This is a genomic window from Pseudoalteromonas sp. NZS100_1 (assembly GCF_015864285.1).
Lineage (GTDB): Bacteria > Pseudomonadota > Gammaproteobacteria > Enterobacterales > Alteromonadaceae > Pseudoalteromonas > Pseudoalteromonas arctica.
The window spans coordinates 123,769-146,667 of sequence record NZ_JADYXN010000003.1; the positions used below are offsets into that span (position 1 = coordinate 123,769).

The following is a 22,899-nucleotide window of genomic DNA, read 5'->3' on the forward strand; positions in this document are numbered from 1 at the left end:
TAAATAGGCATACCCGCGCATTTATAAAGTGTACTGGGTATCACAACGTAGAGAGTAACTATGCTTAATCCTTTTGATATTATAATTTTTGGGGGCGGTGGTGATCTTGCGTTACGCAAATTGCTACCTGCAATGTACAGAGCATATCAAGAAGGTAACTTACCTGAAGGCTCACGTATCCTACCAACAGTGCGCGAAGAATCGAAACGTGCTGAATACATAGAAACAGCGCATAAAGCATTACAAGAATTTTTAAGCAAAGGTGAGTTTAACGCTAAAGATTGGAAAGCGTTTTCTACTTTTTTAGTGCCAGTGGTAAGTAATGTTACAGAAGCAGACGACAACTGGGATGTGCTAAAAGGCATTTTAGATGAGCACGAAAGCACTAAGTCTCGCGTGTTTTATTTATCGCTTCCACCTGCTGTTTACGGCACATGTTGTGAAATATTATCGACTAAAGGTTTAATTACACCTACATCACGCGTTGTTGTTGAAAAGCCTATTGGTTATTGCGGTGATTCTGCTGAAGCAATTAATGGAAAAATTGCGGAATTTTTTAATGAAGAGCAAATTTTCCGTATTGACCATTACTTAGGTAAAGAAACAGTACAAAACTTGATGGCGCTACGTTTTTCAAACTCATTGTTTGAAAATATGTGGGATGCTAAATCTATTGATAACATCCAAATTAGCTTATCAGAAACTGTTGGTCTTGAAAGCCGTGCTGGTTTTTACGATAAAGCCGGTGCACTTCGTGACATGGTTCAAAACCATTTATTACAACTACTTTGTTTAGTTGCTATGGAGTCGCCTAATAAGCTTAACGCTAACAGTATTCGTAACGAAAAATTAAAAGTATTAGAAGCACTTCGCCCACTAGTAGGTGGTGACGTTGATGAAAATATTGTTCGTGGTCAATACGTACCAGGTGACTTAAACGGTAAAATTGTACCGGGTTACTTAGAAGAGCTAAATGAAGGTTCTAGTAAAACAGAAACGTTTGTAGCTATTCGTGCGCATATTGATAACTGGCGCTGGGCGGGTGTTCCATTTTACCTTCGTACGGGTAAACGTATGGCTAAGCGCTGTGCAGAAATTGTGGTTGAATACAAAAAAGTATCTCACAATATCTACGAAGATAACGTGGGTAATATCGAGCCCAATCGTCTTGTTATTCGTTTGCAGCCAGAGGAAACAATTCAACTAACGCTTATGTCTAAGCGTCTTGATAACCTTCAAATGCAACTTGAACCAGTAACAATGAATATTGAGCTTTCACAAGCTTACAGCAATGGTTTTCACTCAGATGCGTACAAGCGTTTAATGCTTGATGCCGCTGCAAATAACCCATCATTATTTATTCACCGTGATGAAGTTCGTCAAGCGTGGAAATGGATTGATCCAATCATTGACCGTTGGCAAGACAAAGGCAAGCCTGCGCTTTACCGTGCTGGTAGCTGGGGTCCTGAGGATGCTGATGAACTATTGGCAGAAAAAAGCCACGTGTGGTTTAACACAGGCGATAAGGTATAAGCATGGCAACACTAGTTGAAAAATTTTTTGACGATAAAGATGCGTTAACAGCTGAGCTTTCTGCAACGCTTGAGCAATCACTACGTGATGGTATTAAAAATGATGGCCGTGCTGTATTAATGGTGTCGGGTGGCTCGTCTCCTGCGCCCGCTTATAAGCATCTATCAACGCTTGATTTAGATTGGCAACATGTTGATGTTGCTATGGTTGATGAACGCTGGGTAGACCCAAGCCATGAAAAAAGTAACGAAGCGTTTATTAAAAGCACGTTATTACAAAATTTTGGCAGTGCTGCAAACTTTATAACCATGAAAAACGATGCTGCAACCGCGCAGCAAGGCAGTGAAGTGTGTGAAGCCGCTTACAGTGCTTTAAAAGCGCCATACGATGTAACTATTCTAGGCATGGGCCCAGATGGTCATACAGCGTCGTTATTCCCAAATGCAGACGGTTTAGAGCACGGTTTAACAACTGAGCAAACAGTATGTGCAATTAATGCGATACAAAGTGATGTGACGGGTAGTATTACTGAGCGAATGACCTTAACGCTAAATGCCATTGCGCAATCTAAAGTGGTTAAGCTTTTAATTAGCGGTGAAGAAAAACTCGCTATTTATAAGCAAGCAAAAGCGGGCGGCGATGTTCATGACATGCCACTTCGCGCTGTGCTTAATCACCCAAGTATAAATATTGAAGTATATTGGGCGCCTTAATTTAGGTGCTAATTTAACTTTTAAAGGCCGCTTATATAAGCGGCCTTTTTTATTTGCTCAAATTTAAGCCTAAACACTGCAAAAAAACAGTCCTGAACTGTTAACCAATGTTAATGAATAACTTTGGTTTGTATTAAAATCAACCATGAAGTGTGTTGTTTTTGAACAGAATTTATGAGTTTGAGCTGTATGTTTTTTAGCAACGCTCAGATTTGGTTAGATTTTATTTTTTCATGGTCGCTGTCATAAAAGTTTCCCTTCCTTTTTTAGCTCAAAAGCATTAGCCTAAAGGTATTAACAATGAAACATATAAATTAAAATAAACGGAGCAGTAACATGGCGGAGCAACAAGTACAGCCTTTACACAACGAAAAGCATGCCAACACTAAAATTCAAAACGGCATCAATGTAGAATTCATGAAAACTCAACATTTAGTGCCAGTAGTTGCACATGAGTTTGCACGCGTAGCAAACGAGTTTCCAATGTCATTCGTTAAAAACAACGAAAGCGGCACTTTTCAAGCTGTTGCTATGTTTGGCTTAGAGCCAGGCGAAAACCTTTTTGTAGAAGATGGTAAATGGACTGCAGCATTTGCACCTATGGCATCTACTCGTTACCCACTGGGCTTAGTTAAACACCCAGATCAAGATCAATACGGTATCGTAATTGACGAAGCAAGTGCGCTTGTTGGTGAAGACGAAGGTAATGCATTATTTGAAAACGGCGAAGAAACAGATTACCTAAAACGTCGTAAAGAAGCGCTTGTATCTTTTATTGAGTTTTCTCAAGTAACTGAAGCGTTCACTAAATTCCTTGCTGATAAAGAGCTACTAATTGCGCAAACGCTTACAGTAGACATTAAAGGCGAGAAAAAAGACATCAACGGTATTTACCTTATCGATGAGAAAAAGCTAAACGAGTTAAGCGATGCTGATTTCTTAGAGCTTCGTAAACGTGGTTACTTAGCACCAATTTATTCTTTCTTAACGTCTACTCATCAAGTAGCACGTTTAGCGCGTTTAAAAGCTAAACAAGCTTAATTATACCAATTGCATTAAATTAGTGATCTATTATAGCGATAAGAAAATAGCTCAATAACAAGGCTAAAATTATGATACATAGTTGTTCTATATAAATAATTTTCAACGTAGTTAGTGAGCTATTTAATACGCTAGAATGATCATGTTTTTAATAAAATTGGTATTACAAACACGTAAAATTTTAAAAAGCGCCTTAAGGCGCTTTTTTTATGCCATTAAACTCACTTTAGTTGAAATTAAGCCCGCAACCATTCACATTAGTTTATAACTTTCCCATAAAAGAACTCATTATGAAAACACCCTTATTAGCAATTTTTGCGAGCAGCCTTTTTGCTTTAAGTAATAGCGTATTCGCTGCAGAGACTCCTTTTGCCATTGCGATTCATGGTGGGGCAGGGACAATAGAAAAAGCACGATTTACACCCGCCCAAGAAAAGCAGTACCGCGCTAAATTAACAGAGGCTGTAGAGACAGGTTATAAAGTATTGCACCAAGGCGGTGAAAGTTTAGATGCGGTAACTGCGGCAATTACAGTATTAGAGCAATCGCCTTATTTTAATGCAGGGCGTGGAGCGGTATACACTTACGATGGCGGGCATGAGCTTGATGCATCCATAATGGATGGTCGAAACCGTGAAGCAGGCGCCGTTGCGGGTGTAAAGCATATTGAGAGCCCGATTAAATTAGCGCGTTTGGTCATGGATAACTCTGTACACGTAATGCTTAGTGGGCAAGGCGCTGAGGAGTTTGCTAAAGAGCAAGGTGTTGAACTTGTCGAAAATAACTTATTTGATACCGAGCCTCGTTACAAAGCGCTTTTAAAAGCAAAACAAAAATTAGATAAAGCCAAAGCAACCAGTAAAGAGTACCAAGCCGCGCACAAAGCATTGCCTAACTCTTACAAAATGGGCACGGTTGGCGCAGTGGCGCTTGATAAAAACGGTAATTTAGCGGCAGGTACATCCACAGGTGGTATGACGGCAAAACGTTATGGCCGTGTAGGTGACGCGCCGGTAATTGGTGCTGGGACATTTGCTGAAAACGAATCGTGCGCAGTATCGGCAACAGGGCACGGTGAATATTTTATTCGCTATAACGTAGCGAGCGATATATGTGCGCGTGTTAAGTATCAAGGTAAAACCATAGCTGAAGCTGGAGATGAAGTTATAAACGGTGTGCTTAAGCCAATTGGTGGCACTGGTGGCGTTATTATTATTGATACTAAGGGGAATATTAGCTTGCCGTTTAATACCTCTGGCATGTATCGGGCAAGTAAATCGAATACGCAAGCGACCTACGTGGGCATTTTTAACGACGAATAAGCCAAAGTAATTTAATTAACCTCAACTCTGGTTAAGAGATTTACTAACATATTGAACCACAATGATATTTTAATTCATTTATTGCTAGCCAGTTATTTTCAGTGCAGTTAGCGCTGAAAATAACTGCTTGAGATAGATTTATTATTCGCAGTTTAGGTGAATCGCAGCGTTTATATAACAAACAACCCCGTGTTATGCATTTTGTAGGATTAACCCCGGCCGTTTAATTTGATACAATTATGGCTCTTTAACTAATTTTGTAAGGTATGCGGGTGGTAAACCTAGGTCAGTTGTTTGGCGAGCTAAAAACGTGCTTGAAAAAAGATCAATTCATTTTCAAAAAACGCTTACATGGCGTAAAAAAAATAACGGATGAAAACAAGCATGCCAACGCGCTTGAAAAAATAGCGGCTGATATAACCCGTAGCCAAGAATTACGCGATAAACGCTTAGCGGGCCTTCCTAAAGTGACTTACCCTGAGCAATTGCCAGTAAGTCAAAAAAAGGAAACAATTAAAGACGCCATTGCAAATAACCAAGTGGTTATTATTGCCGGTGAGACGGGCTCAGGTAAAACAACTCAAATACCTAAAATGTGTTTAGAGCTTGGTCGTGGTGTTGATGGCTTAATAGGCCATACTCAACCACGCCGACTCGCTGCGCGAACGGTGGCTAACCGTATTGCTGAAGAAATGAAGTGCGAACTTGGTCAGCAAGTCGGTTTTAAAATTCGTTTTAGCGATCAGGTTTCTAATAATACGTACGTTAAACTCATGACTGACGGTATTTTACTGGCAGAAATTCAGCAAGATCGATTTTTAAACCAATACGACACCATAATTATAGATGAAGCGCATGAGCGTAGTTTAAACATCGACTTTATTTTAGGTTACTTAAAAAACCTACTTCCAAAACGTCCCGATTTAAAAATAATAATTACGTCTGCAACCATCGATCCTGAGCGCTTTTCAAAGCATTTTAATGATGCGCCCATTATAGAAGTATCGGGCCGTACTTTCCCTGTTGATGTGCGTTACAACCCAACGGCCGATATTAATAAAGAAGATATGGAAGCCGAGGGCGATCAGCTACAAGGTATTTTTGATGCTGTTGACGAGCTGTGCGCGGAAGGTCCTGGCGACATACTGATATTTTTAAACGGTGAGCGTGAAATACGCGATACCGCTGATGCACTTAGCAAGCGTAATTTAAAACACACTGATGTATTACCACTTTACTCGCGCTTATCTAACGCAGAGCAAAACCGTATATTTGCGCCACATTCTCGTCGTCATATTATTTTATCGACCAACGTAGCCGAAACGTCACTAACCGTGCCTGGTATTCGTTATGTCATAGATCCAGGTACTGCGCGTATAAGCCGCTACAGTTATCGTACAAAAGTTCAGCGCCTGCCAATAGAACCTATATCGCAAGCAAGTGCTAATCAGCGTATGGGTCGTTGTGGACGTGTTGAAGCGGGTATTTGTATTCGCTTGTACTCTGAGGATGATTTTTTATCGCGCCCAGAGTTTACCGACCCTGAAATACTGCGTACTAATCTTGCCTCAGTTATTTTGCAAATGTTGGCACTCGGGCTTGGTGATATGGCGCAATTTCCGTTTGTGCAAGCACCAGATAGCCGTAATATAAGTGATGGTTTATCGTTATTAGAAGAACTACAAGCAGTAAAACCAGACAAACGTGATAGTAAAACGAGTTTAACCGCTTCAGGTAGAGAACTCAGCCGATTACCGGTAGACCCTCGTTTAGCTAAAATGGTGCTCACAGCTCACAAACTTGGCGCATTGCGTGAAGTGATTGTTATTGTGGCGGCGCTGTCGATTCAAGATCCACGCGAACGCCCGCAAGAAAAACGTGCTGCAGCTAACGAAAAACACGGTCGCTTTGACGACCCAGATTCAGACTTTATCGCTTTTTTGAACTTATGGAATTACTTAGAAGAGCAGCAAAGCGAGCTGACTAACGGCCAGTTTAGAAAGCTGTGTCAAAAAGATTTCCTAGCCTATATGCGTTTGCGTGAGTGGCAAGATATTGTTTATCAAATAAGTACTGTGTGTAACGAAATGGGCATGAAAGCAACCAGCCAAGCGGCTGATGGCGAACTTGTTCATAAAGCGTTATTAAGCGGAATGCTGAGCCATATTGGCTTTAAAGATGAGAAGCAAATATACAAAGGTGCACGTAATAGTCAGTTTCATATTTTTCCGGGTTCAGGTTTATTTAAAAAGAGTCCTAAATGGATCATGTCAGCGGAGCTGGTAGAAACCAGTAAATTATATGCCCGCACAAATGCAAAAATAGACATTAACTGGGTAGAACCATTAGCACAGCATTTAGTAAAACGTAGCTACACAGAGCCACACTGGGAGAAAAAGCCAGGTGCGGTAATCGCGTTTGAGCAGCAAACTTTGTACGGCTTACTTGTTGTAAATAAACGCCGCTGTGTTTATAGCAATATTGACCCTAAAGTGAGCCGAGAGCTTTTTGTACGCACTGCATTAGTTGAGCAAGAGCTGGGCTTAAACGAGGGCTTTTTAGCGTTTAACAGTGAGCTTATTGAAGATATTCAAGTACTGGAAAATAAGTCTCGTCGTCGTGATATTTTAGTTGATGAGCAAACGTTATTTGAGTTTTACGATAAAAAAATACCCAAAGAAATTAATAACCGCGCTGCATTTTTAAAATGGTATAAAACACAAAAACAACAAAATAAACATTACTTACACATGACCCGTGAAGAGCTAATGCAGCATGGTGCAAGTAATATCACTGAGTTTGACTACCCTGACACATGGCAGCAAGACAATATTATATTACCGCTTGCTTATCATTTTGACCCAGGACAAGCGGTTGATGGTGTTGCGGTGCAAATACCGGTAGCACTGTTGAATCAAGTACAAGAGAGTGGTTTTGACTGGCATATACCTGCATTTAGACATGAGCTAATAAGTGGGCTTATAAAGTCATTGCCTAAATCGCTTCGCCGTAATTTTGTGCCAGCACCAAATTATGCAGATGCAGTACTTGCAGCTATTGAGCCAATGCAAGGTAGCTTAATTGATGCTTTAGCTACGCGCTTATTAAGAATGACAGGTGTGAGAGTTGATGCAGAAGCGTGGGATTTAACCGCGCTTGCACCGCATTTACGATTGCAGTTTGAAGTACGTGATGAACACGATAAGTTACTTGCTCGTGGACTTGATTTAGCCAAACTTAAAGCAGAGCTGCAAGGTGAAGTAACCGAAACACTGTCTAAAGTAGCCGATAAAGGCATTGAAAAATCAGACCTAACACAATGGGACTTTGGTGAGCTGCCAGCGTCATATGTTAAAAAACAAGGTCAATACGAAATAAAAGCATACCCTGCGCTGGTGGATAAAAAATCAGCCGCTGCAGTGGAGCTTTTTGATAGTGAAGCAAAAGCGCAGCAAGCGCATCAACAAGGTTTGCGCCGTTTAGTATTGTTAAATGTGCCGTCGCCAATTAAGTACTTACAACAAAACTTACCGAATAAGGCAAAGCTGGGTTTGTACTTTAATCCATTTGGTAAAATAGCTGATTTAATTGATGATTGTATCGCCGCAGGTGTTGATAGCTTATTAGTGAAACACGGCGATATACGCGACGAAAAAGCATTTGAAACAGTAAAAGAGCAAATACGAGGTGAGCTAGGTGATGCCGTTGTATCGATTGCAACGCAAGTTGAGCAAGTATTAAGTATTGCGCACGCACTGCATAAAAAAATGAAAGGGCGCGTTGATTTAACCATGATAACCGCGCATGGCGATATAAAATCACAGCTTGAGTCACTTATATTTAAAGGTTTTGTGAGCGCGCATGGCGCAGATAAAATAACGGATTTAATTCGTTATTTAAAAGCGATTCAAAAACGTTTAGAGAAGCTGCCTGTGGATCCAAATCGTGATAGGTTATGCGTACTAGAGTTGGATAAAGTTGCTCAAGAGTACAAAAAAGTAGTTAATAAAACGCCTAAAGGCTTGCCTATTCCACAAGAAGTAACCGCTATTTTTTGGATGCAACAAGAGCTTAGAGTGTCGCTATTTGCTCAAACACTTGGCACGCCTTACCCAATATCTGCTAAACGGGTACTCAATGCGATAAAAGAGATAGAATAAAACTTGCATTTTCTATTAAGCTTAGTACCTTAATAGGAGGATTTATTTTTGTTTTGAAAAGGAAGTGACATAGTTATGTCCTCATCGATTGAACATAAAACAAAGCGACTTTTAGTGGTAGACGACGAGTATTTTAATTTTGAAATGCTCAAAGCAGCACTCGCGTCGAAATTTGATGTTAGTTATGCAGATTCAGGGCAAAGCTGTCTTGCATCGGCAATTGCGAGTCCGCCAGATATAATTTTGCTTGATGTTTGTATGCCTGGTCTTGATGGTTATGATACATGCCGAATGCTGAAACACACACCTGAAACAAAAAATATTCCTGTTGTTATGGTATCGGGCCTAGAGTCTCCATCTGAAAAACAAGCAGGGTTTGACGCTGGTTGTAACGCATATGTTGTAAAGCCATTTTCAGTGGGTGCTTTGTTGGAAGAAATTAACACGGTTTTTTAGAGGTAACGTATGTTTACTGATGATAAGCGAAATTTTAGACGCATGCAGATCAATACACCTGCAAATTTAACAACGATAGAACCAATAGCGGGTTTAAGTTTTGCCGCAGAGTGCGTGGATTTAAGTGCAACAGGTTTATCAATTCATTTAGATGAATTACTTGAACCTAATACATTACTGACGGTGAACATTGATTCAACTCACCCAAGTATTGCGCCTTTAAATGCAACAGCAAAAGTAATACGTGCCAGCAAAGAAGATGATGGCACGGTAACAGCAGGTCTTGAAATCATTCAGTTTAACTAACTTGAATCCAGTTAAACTCAATAGTAGATATTAAAAAACCTTACAGATTAAGCCTTTTAAGTAAAAGCCTTCAGGGTAGCTGCCAGCAATTGGGTGATCAGCTGCCTGGTTTAATCGCTCCATTATAAGTAGGTCTTTACCTGCATCAAGTGCTGCATCGGCTACTACTTTTTGAAATAAGTTTTGTTCCATTAAACCAGAGCATGAGAACGTTAGTAATGTTCCACCTGGTTTTAGTATTTGCATGGCAATCATGTTGATATCTTTGTAACCACGACACGCACCGGTTAGCTGCGCTTTATTATCAGCAAACTTTGGTGGGTCCATTACGATGGTATCAAACTGTCTACCTTCGTCGCGGTATTGGCGTAGTAACTTAAATACATCCTGCTTAACAAAACTTACTTTATTTAAATCTAAGTTATTATGCTCAACATTACGTTTTGCTGTATCTAAAGCGGGTTGAGATACGTCTACGTTAGTTACATGCTCACATCCACCACGCAGGGCGTACAACGAAAATGTACCTGTATAACTAAAACAGTTAAGTACCGTTTTACCCTTTGAGAAGCGCTCAAGTGCGGCGCGGCTATCGCGCTGGTCTAAATAAAAGCCTGTTTTATGTCCATCAATTATATCGACTTCAATTTTAAAACCGTTTTCCTCAATAAGTACCGGCTGTGTTGGTTCGTTACCCCAAAGAGCGCCTTTTATTGGCTCTAAGCCTTCTTTAGTGCGTACTTCTACGTCTGAGCGCTCGTAAATGCTAGAACCTGGGAAAATAGACATCAACGCGCCAACAATCTCGCCTTTATGACGCTCGGCACCCGCACTTAGTAGCTGACACACTAATACATTATCAAACTTATCGATTGTAACGCCTGGTAAGTAATCAGATTCAGCAGCACATAATCGAAACCCTGTTAATCCGCCTTCTTCTATTACTTGGCTACGTGCTTCTAATGAGCGACGTAAACGGCGTTCAAAAAAGTTTTGATCAATTACTTCTTTTTCGTCAAAGCTCCAAACACGTGCACGAATTTGTGAGTGAGGGCTGTAAGCAGCAGTTGCTAAAAACTTACCTTCGCTATCGTGAATCGTTACTGTGTCGCCTAATCCAGGTTTACCTTTAATTTTTTTGATGGCTTTTGAAAATAACCAAGGGTGTTTTCTTTTTAATGATTTATCGCGACCAGCTTGTAGGTAAACGGCAGATGACATAAGGCTTCTCAGTAGTAATAAATAAGCGCTGTATTTTAGTCAAGCAAGGAGCAACATACAATGAATGTTTTGCAAGGTGGGCATAAAGCACGGTAAAGTACGGATAATTTATCGATTCATTAGCTTTTGGAACCTAATAGTGCCTGACGCCGTTTTAAGCCCCGATTTAAAAATACTTAATTCACAATGTAGAGAATTTATAACCTCTTTAGTGCATGCCGATGTTGCTCACGATATTACCCATATAGAACGCGTGGTGCGCGTTGCAATACAGTTATGTAATGCGGAGCAGGCAAACATGTCAGTTGTATTACCTGCAGCGTGGATGCACGACTGTGTGGCGGTGGCTAAAAACCACCCTGATCGTGCAAAAGCCTCTACTATGGCAGCCGATAAGGCATTGGAATTTTTAAAATCTATTAATTATGACGAGTCACTTTTTGATGAGATTCATCATGCCATTGCCGCTCATAGTTTCAGCGCAAATATAAAAATTAAAACAGTTGAAGCGCAAATAGTACAAGATGCTGACAGAATGGATGCATTGGGCGCTATTGGGGTGAGTCGATGCATGAAAGTAGGCGGATCAATTTCTCGGCTATTGTACAATCCAGAAGACCCTTTTTGTGTTGAACGCGAGGCTGATGATAAAACATACACGCTTGATCACTTTTTTATAAAGTTATTACATATTGCCGATAGTATGAATACGCCATCTGCTAAAGCAGAAGCGAACAGGCGTACAAGGTATATGCATGACTTTTTAGAGCAATTAAAGTCAGAAATAGGTGAGTAACGTGAATAATACAAGCATACCTAAATTATCTGGGATTGATCATTGCCATTTAAATGTTGATAACTTGGTTGATGCCGTTAAGTGGTATGAGCGTGTTTTAGGTTTTAGTGTAGTACCCGAGCTTGCCTTTTGGGATGAGGACGGACGCGGCCCTTTAACACTTGAAGATACTAGTTCAACAACTCGTTTAGCACTTTTTGAAGGTGAGGGGCGTAGTAAAGGGATTGCATTTTTGGCCTCAGGGGATCAATTTATTCAATGGCGTAATCATCTTGAGGGTTTAAACATAAAAGCAGTGCTAGCGGATCATGGTGTAACGTTTTCTATGTACTTTAAAGATGAAAGCGGTAATAGCCATGAAATTACCTCACATGACTATCGTTATATAAAGTCTTACTATCCAAATGTTGAGCTTGGCTCTCACAGCGCTAAAAAGAATTAGCTTTCTTGATTTGAATTTTTTATAGCAAGAATATCGTCTAAGTTTTTCACAAATAGTTCGATTAGAGCGGGATCAAAATGAGCTCCTGCTTGCTCTTGCATATGCAAAACTGTTTTCTCTACACTCCATGCCTCTTTATAAGGGCGTTTTGAAGTCAGAGCATCAAAAACGTCAGCAACGGCAACAATTCTACCTTCAATTGATATTTCTTCGCCTTTGATCCCGTTAGGATAGCCTGAACCATCCCATTTTTCGTGGTGTTCAATAGCAAGTTTATGAGCGAGTTGTAATAATGGCGATGAAGAATTTGCTAATATTTGTGCACCAATTATGGCGTGTTTCTTCATATGTTCAAACTCTTCAAAAGTTAACTTTCCTGGCTTGAGTAAGATAGCATCAGGGATACCTATTTTCCCAACATCGTGCATTGGGGCGGCTTGGCGTAAAAGCTCTGCACTTTGCTCATCCATACCTAGCGCTAATGCTAATACTTTGCTGTATTGGCTCATACGCACTATATGTTCGCCAGTGTCAGTATCTTTATATTCAGCAGCACGGCCTAGGCGTTGTACTAAATCTACATGTGCTTGTTTTAATTGCTCAGCTTGCACTAGCGACAAGTGAGTTTTAACTCTAGCTCTTACAATAGCAGGGCTTATTGGCTTAGTAATATAATCTACGGCGCCTAACTCAAAACCTTTATATTCATCGCTTTCATCACCAAGTGCAGTTACAAAAATAATTGGGATGTGTGATGTTTTAGGGTTACCTTTAACTATTTGACATACTTCAAAACCATTCATATCTGGCATCATTATGTCGAGCAAGATTAGCTTTGGTAGTTCTTTTTCAAGTAGTGCCAATGCGGCATCACCCGATTTAGCAAACGACATACGATATTGATTACCTAACACTTCGCGCATTACTTTTAGATTTGCAGGCTCATCGTCAACAATTAATACTCGTGGCCTATCTGTTGTAAAATCCATTAATTAATACTCATTGTTTGTTAGTTTTTCAAGTAAGGTTTCTAGTATTACGTGTGCTTTATCAAAATCAAATTCATCAAAGGCCTCGGCTATAGCATCAACTTCATTTTTATAGATTGAAGGTGCGCCGCGTTGCAGCTTTGCTAATAGCTCATCATTTAGCTCTGCATTTTGTGCATCTTGATAAAGCGTCTTACACAGTGACTTAATTTCATCAATTGATAGCGTGTCAGAACTATTATCTTCAGGCTTACTACTTGGCTTATCGCAAGTATTAGATGATAGCAATTGTGAGATGACAAGTAGCTCGTTTTTTATATCCTCTAAAGTACTAATAACTTTAGCGTCACTTTGTTTTTGCTCTAAATCGGTTAATAACTTCATTAATGTTATTAGACCTAAGTTACCAGCAACACCTTTAAGTGTGTGAATGGTGCTATCGACATCTTTTATGTTTGATAATTTATCACTGAATAATGTTTCGAACCGTTTATTACTGTCACTAATAAATTTAGTAATCTCTGTAAGTTGTTTACACTTAGAACCCCAAAGGGCTAACCCTTTTTCAAAATCTATATGCTGCGCTTTAGGATCGCTTTGCGATATAACCATTTCTTTTGCAATACCAAGACCAAGCACTTGTGCTATTTCTTGGTTTAGCTGATTTATATCGACGGGTTTATTTGCAAAGCCATTCATGCCTGCTTTTTTAGCCGTAAGCTTATCTTGTTGTAATACACTGGCTGTGAGCGCGATAATTGGCGTGTATTTAATTTGTCTTTGATTTTCTATTGCTCTTATTTTTTGTGTTGCCTCTATGCCATCACACAATGGCATATGTATATCCATTAAAATGACATCAAAGTCTTGTTCTTCAAATACTTTAATCGCTTCAAGTCCGTTAGATGCCTTGGTAACTGCATGTTGATCGCGTGACAGGAGTAAAGAAAGTAGTTCTGTATTTTGCTCTATATCGTCAACTACTAACACCCTAAGTGCAGGCAGTTGTGTGTGTAGACCATCAAAATGATCTATTTTAGTTTCGTCACCTAAAGTAAGCGGCAATGAAAAGTAAAAGCAGGTGCCTTTACCTAGCTCACTTACTAAGTTTATTGTTCCGCCCATAAGCTCTACAAGTTGTTTGCTTATGGTAGTACCAAGACCTGTACCACCAAAACGGCGAGTAGTAGTACCATCGGCTTGTTCGAAAGGTTGAAACACTGCTTGAATACGATCTTTTGCAATACCAATACCGGTATCTTGCACTTCAAAAAACAGATGCTGATTTTGTGTTATAGCAACAGTTACGGTAACAGAGCCTTTTTCGGTAAACTTAATAGCATTACCAATTAAATTAGTAAGTACTTGCCTGAGTCGATCTGGGTCACCGTAATAAGTAGCACTTACTGATTCTTTAATATGAAGTTTAAGTTCTAAATCTTTCTTTTTAGCTTCTAACCAAAAAGTAGAAATAATACTGTCTATTACTGGCTTTAAACTAAAGTGTATTGGCTCAATAGTGAGCTTACCGCGCTCTAGTTTTGCGGAATCGAGAATTTCATTTAATAATCTAAGTAATGAACGCGCTGCATTATTTACGGTCACTAAATGTTTTTGTTGTTCTTGATCAAGTGGGGTATCCATTAACAAGTCACTAAAACCTATTATAGAATTCATAGGGGTGCGTATTTCATGGCTCATATTAGCCATAAAAGATTGCTTTGCATAAGCAGCTTCTTCAGCTTTAAATTTAGCTTGCTCTAGTTTTTCTTCATATTCTTTGCGTTCTGTAATATCGACTAAAACACCATCAATCCACTTTGCTTGGCCTTGGGGGTCAAAGTCGATGCTGCCTTTATCTAAAAGCCATAAGATTTTACCGCTTCTGTGGCGAATTCTGTATTCGATTGAATACTGACGTTTCTCTTCTACGGCTTTTGTGACGGCATCTACAATAGGTTGCTGGTCTGATTTTAAAACTAGATCGTTAAATTCAATGCAATGTTCAGTAAATTCATTAGGGTTATAACCCGTTAACTCGTTGATGCTCGGGCTGATAAAAAGCATGGTCCAGTTATCATCAAATTTACACCTAAAAGCCACACCTGGCATGTTATCCATTAAAGAGCGATACTTTTGTTCTTTTTCCTCTAGGCTTTTTTGTAAAGCTCGTTGCTCTGATAAGTCTGTTATGAAGCCTACGTATAGAGGATTTTGCCCTGGCTGATTAACTTCTCCAATCCCCAAACGAATCGGGAATAAGTGGCCATTTTTATGCTTTGCAAAAATTTCACGGTTAACACCGATTACTTTACCTAAATCAATATTTTTAGCTTTAGAAAGGTAGCTATCGTGATGCATCGCGATAGCATCATCCATTAGCATTTTAATATTATGATTTTGTACTTCATTTTCGTGCCAGCCAAAAATTTTACTGGCTGATTCGTTAAAGCTCAAAATAATGCCGGTGTGATCAATCGTTACGATTCCATCAATGGCTGTGCCTAAAATTGCGTTTAAGCGAGACTCGTCGGCTGACTTTTCTTCAAGTAACATTTTATATCTGACCATGCCATTAAGTACCGCTACTACGCTTGTAATGGCAATCGTTGCAGTTGCAACCGCGATGGCTACAAAAGTGAGCCCAGCAGAAGCATTTGCGTCGTCATATAAAAGAGGAGATGTTGCAACAAAGCGTGTAGATGCCATGCCCATATAATGCATAGCAGCAACAGCAAAGCCTAATATTGTAGCGCTGATGGCTCTATTTTGTAGGTATGATAGTTTTGGAAAAAATTTTTCAAGATTAAAGCGGCTATATAACGCTATAAACGAAAGAGCGACGGCAACTAAAATTGAAAGGCCAAAGGTCAGTGGGTCATAGCGCAACATTGGGGAAAGCTCCATTGCAGCCATACCGCTGTAATGCATTGTACCAATACCAGCCCCTAGTAAGATGGAGCAAATGCTGAGCACTCTAAAGTTTCCATCACTATTTACAAGTATTGATACTGCATACTGACATGCTAATAAAGCAGGAAGAAAAGAGAGTAGTGTGATTGTTGGATCGTAGCTTATATTAGTACATAGCGAAAAAGCTAACATACCTATAAAGTGCATACTCCAAATACCAGAAGAAAATACAGTTGCTGCGGTTATATTTGCTAAACGTTGATAACGAGGGAATTTAGTCTCTTTTGCTAAATCAATGAGCTTTGTAGTAAAAAAAGCAGCAAAAATGGCTATTAATACAGACATTGAGACTAGAAGAGGGTCGTAAACCCCATTGAGTATTAGGCTTGGATCTTGGTCTGTAATGAAGAAAGCTGATAGCATAACGGCTCGAAATATAATCTTTATTTTACAAGTTTAATCTAATTTACTAATAAATGAACCGTTATTTCTAATCGCGCTATAAAGTGACGAATTCTAACCAAGTTTATTTATTTTTTGTTATTGAAGTAAATAAAATATTTTAACTTTCAATTCAAATAAAACAGACGGCTCAATCTATAGCTTATTATAATAAAGTGGATTAGGAGTTAGGTGCGACTGTATGCCTAAGAGTTTAAAATTGATGGTAATATGGATTATATAAACGGATGCAATATTTAGAGTTTAGGTCGTGTTTGAATATCAACTAAAAAAGAGTACTAGACGCAAAACAGTCGCAATAAAAGTGCATAGTCAAAAGGTAACTGTGTATGCGCCACATTTTGTCGCAAAAAAACACATTGATACTTGGTTATTTGACAAACAAGAGTGGGTTGCAGAACAATTAAAAAAACAATTGTCAATTGATGACACTAAGCAGTACCCTTTTGAATCTAAAAAAATAAGTGTTTTTTCAGAAACTATTTATTTGAAATTGGACTCAGGCCAAGATTCCAAAGTAACCCCGTATGATGACCACTTACTTATTACAATATCTCCTCGAGTTAAAAACACTAATCAAAAGTATCGACAGCTATTAGAGACTTATTTAAAAGAGCAGCTTATTGCTTACATAGAAATGCGTTTAGCGTATTTCTGTACTCAAATGGGTGAAGAGTTGCCAAATGATTTAAAAATAGGTGTTTATAAACGAAAGTGGGGGAGTTGTAATAGCAAGCGAGAACTCACTTTTAATTTACATCTTATAGGTGCTCCTTACCACGCTATAGATTATGTGATTGTTCATGAGCTTGCCCATTTAAAGTATTTAAATCATAGCAAAGCTTTTTGGCAGCGAGTAGAGGCGTTTTTCCCCGATTACAAAACATCATCTAATTGGTTAAAACAAAATGGTATGAGTTTACAGTGGGTGTTTTGATGTTACTGAATATAGGAATATAGGAATATAGGAATATAGGAATATAGGAATATAGGAATATAGGAATATAGGAATAGTAGAGAAGTGGTGGAGGGAGCTGGATTCGAACCAGCGAAGGCTGAGCCGTCAGATTTACAGTCTGATCCCTTTGGCCGCTCGGGAACCCCTCCAATGCAACGGCGCTGATAATAGCAAATTGCGTATTTAAGTAAAGAAAAAAGCTAAAGAAAATTGAAATAAAGCCGATAAATATCTATCAGTTACCACAATCGGCTAAAGACTATGCAAATAGATGATTTGTTAATCACAGAGAGTCAGTTAAACAGTAGACTCAATAATAGTGTGCATGAAAATCGCCGTGGCGAATTTGCACTATTATTAGCGATGCTGTCACATGACGCACTCGACTTTAGTCAATTTCATTTACCAAAAACTGAAATAGATAATTTAGTTATAGAAGAAGAGGCGTTAAGAAAGCAATTTGGCGCAGGTCCAAAGCAACTTTTAGCCCCTGATGAATATAATATGTTGGTTGGACAATTTAATGCATCATTAATATCTCAAGAAGGAGAGCACTGTGGTATGACAAGTATTAAGTTAAGACAATGCTTAAGCCCTGAACCACTTGCGATTAGAAATGATGATAAGCATATTCCACTTAATATAATAGATAACTGTGAGCTTGCCGTCAGAAGAAGAATTAAAAGCGAACAAACCCAACTAGCTAATCCCCCTATAGATGCAGCTGCTTTTTACGACAGCCTTAATAATGATGCATTACATCAACCACTTCAGCTCATTGCGGTGTGATATATGATTGTAATAATCACCAGTTAATATATGCTTTATAACGGGTCTGCTTTATATATTTGCTAATAATTGATTTAATGAAAAAAAAGCATCCAAAAATTAAATGCAATTGCTATAATGGCGTCAAATGGTATGACATGAAATGCCATTATCATTAAACCAAGGTAATTAGGAACGTAATGAAGAAAACATTCACGCTAAATCACGAGAAAATCAAATACCCTCGTATGGTTGATGCTGCAAAGCACGAAGTGAAAAAATATTTGAAAAGAGAGCGTAATAAAACGCTACCTGAAGATGCTGACTATTGGGCATTTGACTGTAAGTTTGGTAACACAGCTGAAGATGCGCAAGTTGTGCACGTTGCTGAATTAAGTAACCAAATTGGCGAAATTGAAAAGCAAGGTTTGACCTCTTTCTATGTAGAGATTTTAGCTCGACCTGCTCAACGTCAACAGTTAGATTTAGATGATGACGAATAACACTTAATTTAATTAAGTGTTCGAAGTTTTAAAATGAGCCCAAGTGGCTCATTTTTTGTTTTTATGCATTAAAGATTCACCATAAATCATTTTTATTAGTAACCAATAAGTAGAATTTTACTTTATTAACATTTGCATAACAAAATGTAGTGATATAGGGTGTGTTTAATAAAAAAAACAAAACAGTTGTACCATGCCGATAAATTACTCTGACCACCAATTGAAATTAAGCTTAAAGAGCTCTAAGGTACTTGTCGTTGACGATCAGCTATTAAGCTTAATTGTATTAAAAAAAATATTATCAGAGCATTTTAGTGTAACAACAACGAGCTGTGGTGAGGATGCGATTGAAATTTGTAAACATAATCCGCCAGATATAATACTACTCGATATTAATATGGAAGGAATGAGTGGTATTGAAACATGTCTAAAATTAAAAAATATATCTGAAACACAAGATATCCCCGTTATTTTTGTAACCTCATCTGAAAATCAAGAAGAAGAGTGCTGGGAAGCCGGAGCTGTAGATTTTATAAAGAAACCAACTAACTCGGAAACTTTATATAGAAGAGTGCGCGCCCATATTACGATGAAACTTCAACATGACTTACTCAATCAAAAAGTATTTCTAGATGATTTAACAAAGGTATTCAATCGTCGTTATTTTGATGCGCATTTTTCTAAAATGGAACGAAGCGCCTTACGAGAAAAAGTCGACTATGCACTATTACTCATCGATATAGACTACTTTAAGCAATACAACGATCTTTATGGTCATGTGCAAGGCGATACGGTTTTAAACCTTGTTGCACAAACTATTACTAATAGTTTGCAAAGGCCAACCGATTTTGTTGCGCGTTACGGCGGCGAAGAGTTTGTAGTTGTTTTACCGCATACAAGCACTGAAGGTGCGATTTGTGTTGCTGATAAAATTAAACAAAATGTGGTCGATTTAGGAATATTACACAGATATTCAGAATATGACTTTGTGACTATTAGTATTGGCGGTGCAACCCTACAACCGTACGTAAATAACAAAAACACCTTGCAGATCGCAGATGAAAAAATGTATGAGTCCAAAATGCAAGGTCGTAACCAAGTGTGTTTTTAAGTTTAGCTAGCTAATAAATCACTTTGCCACTTAAAAACACCTTGTAGGTGATAAATATTAAATAAGATTATTTATTACACGCTATGACATTTTTTGTACTTTTTATTGCTACCACATGGGCAGTCATCATTTCTGCCCACTTTAATATCTTCAACAGGATATATAGTGCCATCTAAATAACGCCATTGAGTGTTTTCTTTAATAAACTGCGATTTTTCGTGGAGCTCACAAAATAAGTTTTGATAAAAATATTGGGCTTTAAATTCTACAGTGCCGGTATCTCCATCATGGCTTGACCCAATTACATCAAGATTTATAAATCGACAGCTGTTAGCAAAATCATTGATTTCTTTAACCGGATTTTCAGCTTGTTTTTCTTTTGCGTAGGTTTGATAAACATATTCTGCATTTTTAATAACATAAGCACTGAATCGTGAGCGCATAAGTTGTTCAGGAGAATCAGCTTGCTTAACAGATAAGTGAAGCGGCTCGCAGCAATCAGCATAATTGTGCCCACTGCTGCAAAAACATAATGTGGTATTGAGTGAAGTCATAATAATAATACAAAGTCTAAAACATTAGTTTAACAAGCTTATTGGGCGAGTGATATCTCTGTTGTTTGAGACTTTTTAGTAAAACAGTATAGTTTTGTATTCGTTTTACTTAAATCGAACGATAAATTCGTAAGTAGTTGGTTATTAACTATATCGGTCCAGGTAATTACCGCTGCAAAGTTTCCGTTATGTAATGCAGAATTTAATACATACTCTAAATTTACTAGGTGCTTCTGTCTAATAACAAGTAATTTACTTGTATCAATAGAGCATGAGTCAAGTAAAGCTTTGCTAGGTACGTGATCTGGAGCAATTAGTAACGTCCATGCATTAGAGCTATTGTATTGGTGTAATACTTTTAAAAGCTCAAAGGTCGCTGAAATTTCATCTTCAATTTGAATCAAATTCACGCAATCGCTTTGCTCATCTTGTTGGTAACTTTTAACTGTTCTTACGGTAATAGGCTGTAACATAATTTCACTCACTGGGTTTTTATACAGTATTCATATACAGTAGTTTATACAGTGCTTTCGTGCAAGCCTTTTATGCTATTTATTTGTACAGTTATTCAGCTTTTGATCATTGTTTTTATTTTTTTAATTTATAATTCTTTATTAATCAGGTTGTTATAGGGTTGTTTTTGAGAAGGTATTCTAAAAATAATTTTTTTCGTAGTGTCTTCATTTTGGGGTTTTATACTGTATAGGATTATCTTTGTAACCATATACAGTATTTTTTTACACTGCATACAGTACTTCTGCCATAGCTAGCTTATGTGTTTTCACTCGTGCGAGGGATCATATGAGAAAACTGGAGTTGGTGGATTTGTTCGTACAAACTTGCCGCATAACACTGAGCATCTTTAAATCGCTTAGTTTCGATATGTTTGCGTATATCTGTAACCGCTGCAGTGGCAGGGGCGTACCCTTGGCTACTTGCTAAGCTTAACCAAGCTACAGCATGAAATACACTTTGTGGCACGCCTTCACCTTTCACAAAAAATAAACCTAAATAAAACTGTGCTCTATGGTTTCCCGCCATTGCAGCAAGTCGCATCCATTTTGCAGCCAATGGAGCTTGATTATTTTTTAAATAATATAGGGCTTTATTTAACGTACTTTGCTCATCTTTTTTATTATCAACGGGCACAGAGGTATTTTCGGGTTGAGTAACAAAACCTAAAATATTATCTAGCTGTTGCTCTAAGTCTTGCTCACAAGGTGTTGTTTTAAGCATATTGGTTCATTTATTATTTTAACTACTCTAACAGTTTAGTATATAGCAAGGTAAAATGTCCTGTAAAAGATAATTTTTATGTTAAAATCTCGCCACTTTTTACTATCACAAGTTTATTATGTTCGAAGCCTTATTTAAACTGAGCGAAAATAATTCAACAGTTAAACGCGAATGCGTTGCTGGCCTAACTACCTTTATAACTATGGTATACATTGTATTTGTAAACCCGGCTATGCTCGCAGAGGCTGGGATGGATCAAGGGGCTGCATTTGTAGCGACATGTATAGCAGCTGCGATAGGCTGTTTTATAATGGGTTTATGGGCTAATTATCCATTAGCATTAGCGCCTGGTATGGGACTAAATGCCTTTTTTACGTATGGTGTCGTATTAGGAATGGGTTATACCTGGCAAGCCGCGTTAGGGGCTGTATTTATGTCGGGTTGTATATTTTTGTTTTTAAGCTTATTTAAAGTCAGAGAGTGGATTATTAATGCCATACCTCTGGTGCTCAAGCGAGCAATCGCAACGGGTATAGGTGCTTTTTTAGCATTAATTGCCCTTAAAAATGCAGGCATTATTGTCTCAAGCCCGGCAACATTAGTGCAGTTGGGCGACATTACTTCTCCAGGACCGTTATTGGCTATATTAAGCTTTTTTGTAATTGCAGCGCTTTTATACCGCGATTTTAAAAGTGGCGTGCTTATTAGTATTTTATTAGTGACTGGCATTGCTTTAAGTTTGGGGCTTGTTGAATATCACGGTGTTATGGCTATGCCACCATCAATAATGCCTACTTTTATGCAGCTAGATTTTGCAGCCGCTTTTGATATATCAATGATGAGTGTTATTTTTGCTTTCTTGTTTGTCGATCTTTTTGATACTTCGGGTACATTAGTTGCGGTAACTCAAAAAGCAGGTTTAGCTGATGAAAAAGGTAACATGCCTCGTTTAGGGCGCGCATTAAGTGCTGACAGCTCAGCAACAATTGCAGGTGCGATGCTAGGTACGTCTACGACTACATCGTATATAGAATCGGTTGCTGGTGTATCTGTTGGCGGACGTACTGGCTTAACAGCTGTAGTTGTAGGCATTTGCTTTTTACTAATGATGTTTTTTGCACCGCTTGCACAAATGGTACCGGCTTATGCTACGGCAGGCGCTATTTTATATGTCGCTGTTCTGATGCTGCAAAATTTAAAGTTTGTAAACTGGGATGATATGACCGATGCAATTCCTGTTACTGTGGTATTACTAATGACACCATTAACGTTTTCGATTGCGCACGGTATTGCACTTGGTTTTATATCTTATACGGCGGTTAAAGTCTTGTGCGGTAAGCAAGATCAAGTCAGTATTAGTGTTTGGATATTAACAGCCTTGTTTGTTTTCAAGTTTGCATTTTTGTCTTAATAGC

General features: G+C 38.5%; 20 protein-coding genes and 1 tRNA gene. 14 read left to right on the plus strand and 7 right to left on the minus strand.

What is annotated here, in order from left to right; all coding sequences use genetic code 11:
* The first annotated feature begins 60 nt into the window (after positions 1-60).
* From zwf to I6F66_RS03145, 7 genes are all read left to right on the plus strand, one after another.
* Positions 61-1,533, plus strand: a complete 1,473-nt coding sequence (zwf, locus tag I6F66_RS03115) for a glucose-6-phosphate dehydrogenase (RefSeq protein ID WP_101163306.1) — start codon at positions 61-63, stop codon at positions 1,531-1,533.
* A gap of 2 nt (positions 1,534-1,535) precedes the next feature.
* Complete coding sequence (pgl, locus tag I6F66_RS03120; RefSeq protein WP_197208776.1) at positions 1,536-2,246, plus strand: 6-phosphogluconolactonase; 711 nt, start codon at positions 1,536-1,538, stop codon at positions 2,244-2,246.
* Between the two features lie 336 nt (positions 2,247-2,582).
* On the plus strand, positions 2,583-3,287 hold the full coding sequence (locus tag I6F66_RS03125) for a SapC family protein (RefSeq protein WP_002961447.1): 705 nt from the start codon (positions 2,583-2,585) through the stop codon (positions 3,285-3,287).
* Between the two features lie 290 nt (positions 3,288-3,577).
* A complete protein-coding gene (locus I6F66_RS03130) occupies positions 3,578-4,609 on the plus strand; it encodes an isoaspartyl peptidase/L-asparaginase family protein (protein WP_010555079.1) in 1,032 nt (343 codons plus the stop codon).
* A 272-nt stretch (positions 4,610-4,881) separates the two neighbouring features.
* Positions 4,882-8,769, plus strand: coding sequence for an ATP-dependent RNA helicase HrpA (gene hrpA, locus I6F66_RS03135; RefSeq protein WP_197118893.1), 3,888 nt, complete (start codon positions 4,882-4,884; stop codon positions 8,767-8,769).
* Positions 8,770-8,844: 75 nt separating this feature from the next.
* Positions 8,845-9,225, plus strand: a complete 381-nt coding sequence (locus I6F66_RS03140; protein WP_007581064.1) for a PleD family two-component system response regulator — start codon at positions 8,845-8,847, stop codon at positions 9,223-9,225.
* A 9-nt stretch (positions 9,226-9,234) separates the two neighbouring features.
* The gene (locus tag I6F66_RS03145) at positions 9,235-9,531 is read left to right on the plus strand and encodes a PilZ domain-containing protein (RefSeq protein ID WP_007581065.1); all 297 of its coding nucleotides are present in this window, start codon (positions 9,235-9,237) and stop codon (positions 9,529-9,531) included.
* A gap of 30 nt (positions 9,532-9,561) precedes the next feature.
* Here I6F66_RS03145 and I6F66_RS03150 read toward each other — a convergent pair whose 3' ends face one another.
* Positions 9,562-10,752, minus strand: coding sequence for a class I SAM-dependent methyltransferase (locus I6F66_RS03150; RefSeq protein ID WP_007581068.1), 1,191 nt, complete (start codon positions 10,750-10,752; stop codon positions 9,562-9,564).
* 139 nt (positions 10,753-10,891) lie between these two features.
* Here I6F66_RS03150 and I6F66_RS03155 point away from each other — a divergent pair, with 139 nt between their 5' ends.
* Positions 10,892-11,548 (plus strand): HD domain-containing protein, encoded by a 657-nt coding sequence (locus tag I6F66_RS03155; protein ID WP_165726322.1) that lies wholly within the window; start codon positions 10,892-10,894, stop codon positions 11,546-11,548.
* 1 nt (position 11,549) lies between these two features.
* The gene (locus tag I6F66_RS03160; protein WP_024590998.1) at positions 11,550-11,990 is read left to right on the plus strand and encodes a VOC family protein; all 441 of its coding nucleotides are present in this window, start codon (positions 11,550-11,552) and stop codon (positions 11,988-11,990) included.
* On the opposite strand, the gene I6F66_RS03165 is transcribed toward I6F66_RS03160, so the two are convergent.
* Both I6F66_RS03165 and I6F66_RS03170 read right to left on the minus strand, forming a co-directional pair.
* Positions 11,987-12,979: a two-component system response regulator gene (locus tag I6F66_RS03165; protein ID WP_165728206.1), complete on the minus strand. Its 993-nt coding sequence runs from the start codon at positions 12,977-12,979 to the stop codon at positions 11,987-11,989. The genes I6F66_RS03160 and I6F66_RS03165 overlap by 4 nt on opposite strands.
* A gap of 3 nt (positions 12,980-12,982) precedes the next feature.
* Complete coding sequence (locus I6F66_RS03170) at positions 12,983-16,315, minus strand: MHYT domain-containing protein (RefSeq protein ID WP_165740682.1); 3,333 nt, start codon at positions 16,313-16,315, stop codon at positions 12,983-12,985.
* 289 nt (positions 16,316-16,604) lie between these two features.
* Here I6F66_RS03170 and I6F66_RS03175 point away from each other — a divergent pair, with 289 nt between their 5' ends.
* The gene (locus I6F66_RS03175; protein WP_331458734.1) at positions 16,605-17,291 is read left to right on the plus strand and encodes a SprT family zinc-dependent metalloprotease; all 687 of its coding nucleotides are present in this window, start codon (positions 16,605-16,607) and stop codon (positions 17,289-17,291) included.
* A gap of 85 nt (positions 17,292-17,376) precedes the next feature.
* On the opposite strand, the gene I6F66_RS03180 is transcribed toward I6F66_RS03175, so the two are convergent.
* Positions 17,377-17,461, minus strand: a tRNA-Tyr gene (locus I6F66_RS03180).
* 112 nt (positions 17,462-17,573) lie between these two features.
* On the opposite strand from I6F66_RS03180, the gene I6F66_RS03185 reads away from it, so the two are divergent.
* The 3 genes from I6F66_RS03185 to I6F66_RS03195 all read left to right on the plus strand — a co-directional run bounded on the left by I6F66_RS03185 (position 17,574) and on the right by I6F66_RS03195 (position 19,694).
* Complete coding sequence (locus tag I6F66_RS03185; RefSeq protein WP_165728208.1) at positions 17,574-18,101, plus strand: VC2046/SO_2500 family protein; 528 nt, start codon at positions 17,574-17,576, stop codon at positions 18,099-18,101.
* A gap of 179 nt (positions 18,102-18,280) precedes the next feature.
* Positions 18,281-18,583, plus strand: a complete 303-nt coding sequence (locus I6F66_RS03190; RefSeq protein ID WP_002961433.1) for a DUF6172 family protein — start codon at positions 18,281-18,283, stop codon at positions 18,581-18,583.
* 193 nt (positions 18,584-18,776) lie between these two features.
* Complete coding sequence (locus I6F66_RS03195) at positions 18,777-19,694, plus strand: diguanylate cyclase (RefSeq protein ID WP_024598317.1); 918 nt, start codon at positions 18,777-18,779, stop codon at positions 19,692-19,694.
* 74 nt (positions 19,695-19,768) lie between these two features.
* Here the strand turns inward: I6F66_RS03195 and I6F66_RS03200 are convergent, their stop codons facing one another.
* The 3 genes from I6F66_RS03200 to I6F66_RS03210 all read right to left on the minus strand — a co-directional run bounded on the left by I6F66_RS03200 (position 19,769) and on the right by I6F66_RS03210 (position 21,484).
* Positions 19,769-20,248 (minus strand): YchJ family protein, encoded by a 480-nt coding sequence (locus I6F66_RS03200; RefSeq protein ID WP_010555087.1) that lies wholly within the window; start codon positions 20,246-20,248, stop codon positions 19,769-19,771.
* A gap of 38 nt (positions 20,249-20,286) precedes the next feature.
* Positions 20,287-20,721 (minus strand): SulA-like leucine-rich domain-containing protein, encoded by a 435-nt coding sequence (locus I6F66_RS03205; protein WP_007583705.1) that lies wholly within the window; start codon positions 20,719-20,721, stop codon positions 20,287-20,289.
* Positions 20,722-21,019: 298 nt separating this feature from the next.
* Positions 21,020-21,484: a tetratricopeptide repeat protein gene (locus I6F66_RS03210; protein WP_007583707.1), complete on the minus strand. Its 465-nt coding sequence runs from the start codon at positions 21,482-21,484 to the stop codon at positions 21,020-21,022.
* Between the two features lie 118 nt (positions 21,485-21,602).
* Between I6F66_RS03210 and I6F66_RS03215 the strand changes: the two genes are divergently transcribed.
* A complete protein-coding gene (locus I6F66_RS03215) occupies positions 21,603-22,895 on the plus strand; it encodes an NCS2 family permease (RefSeq protein WP_010555089.1) in 1,293 nt (430 codons plus the stop codon).
* The last annotated feature ends 4 nt before the right edge of the window (positions 22,896-22,899 follow it).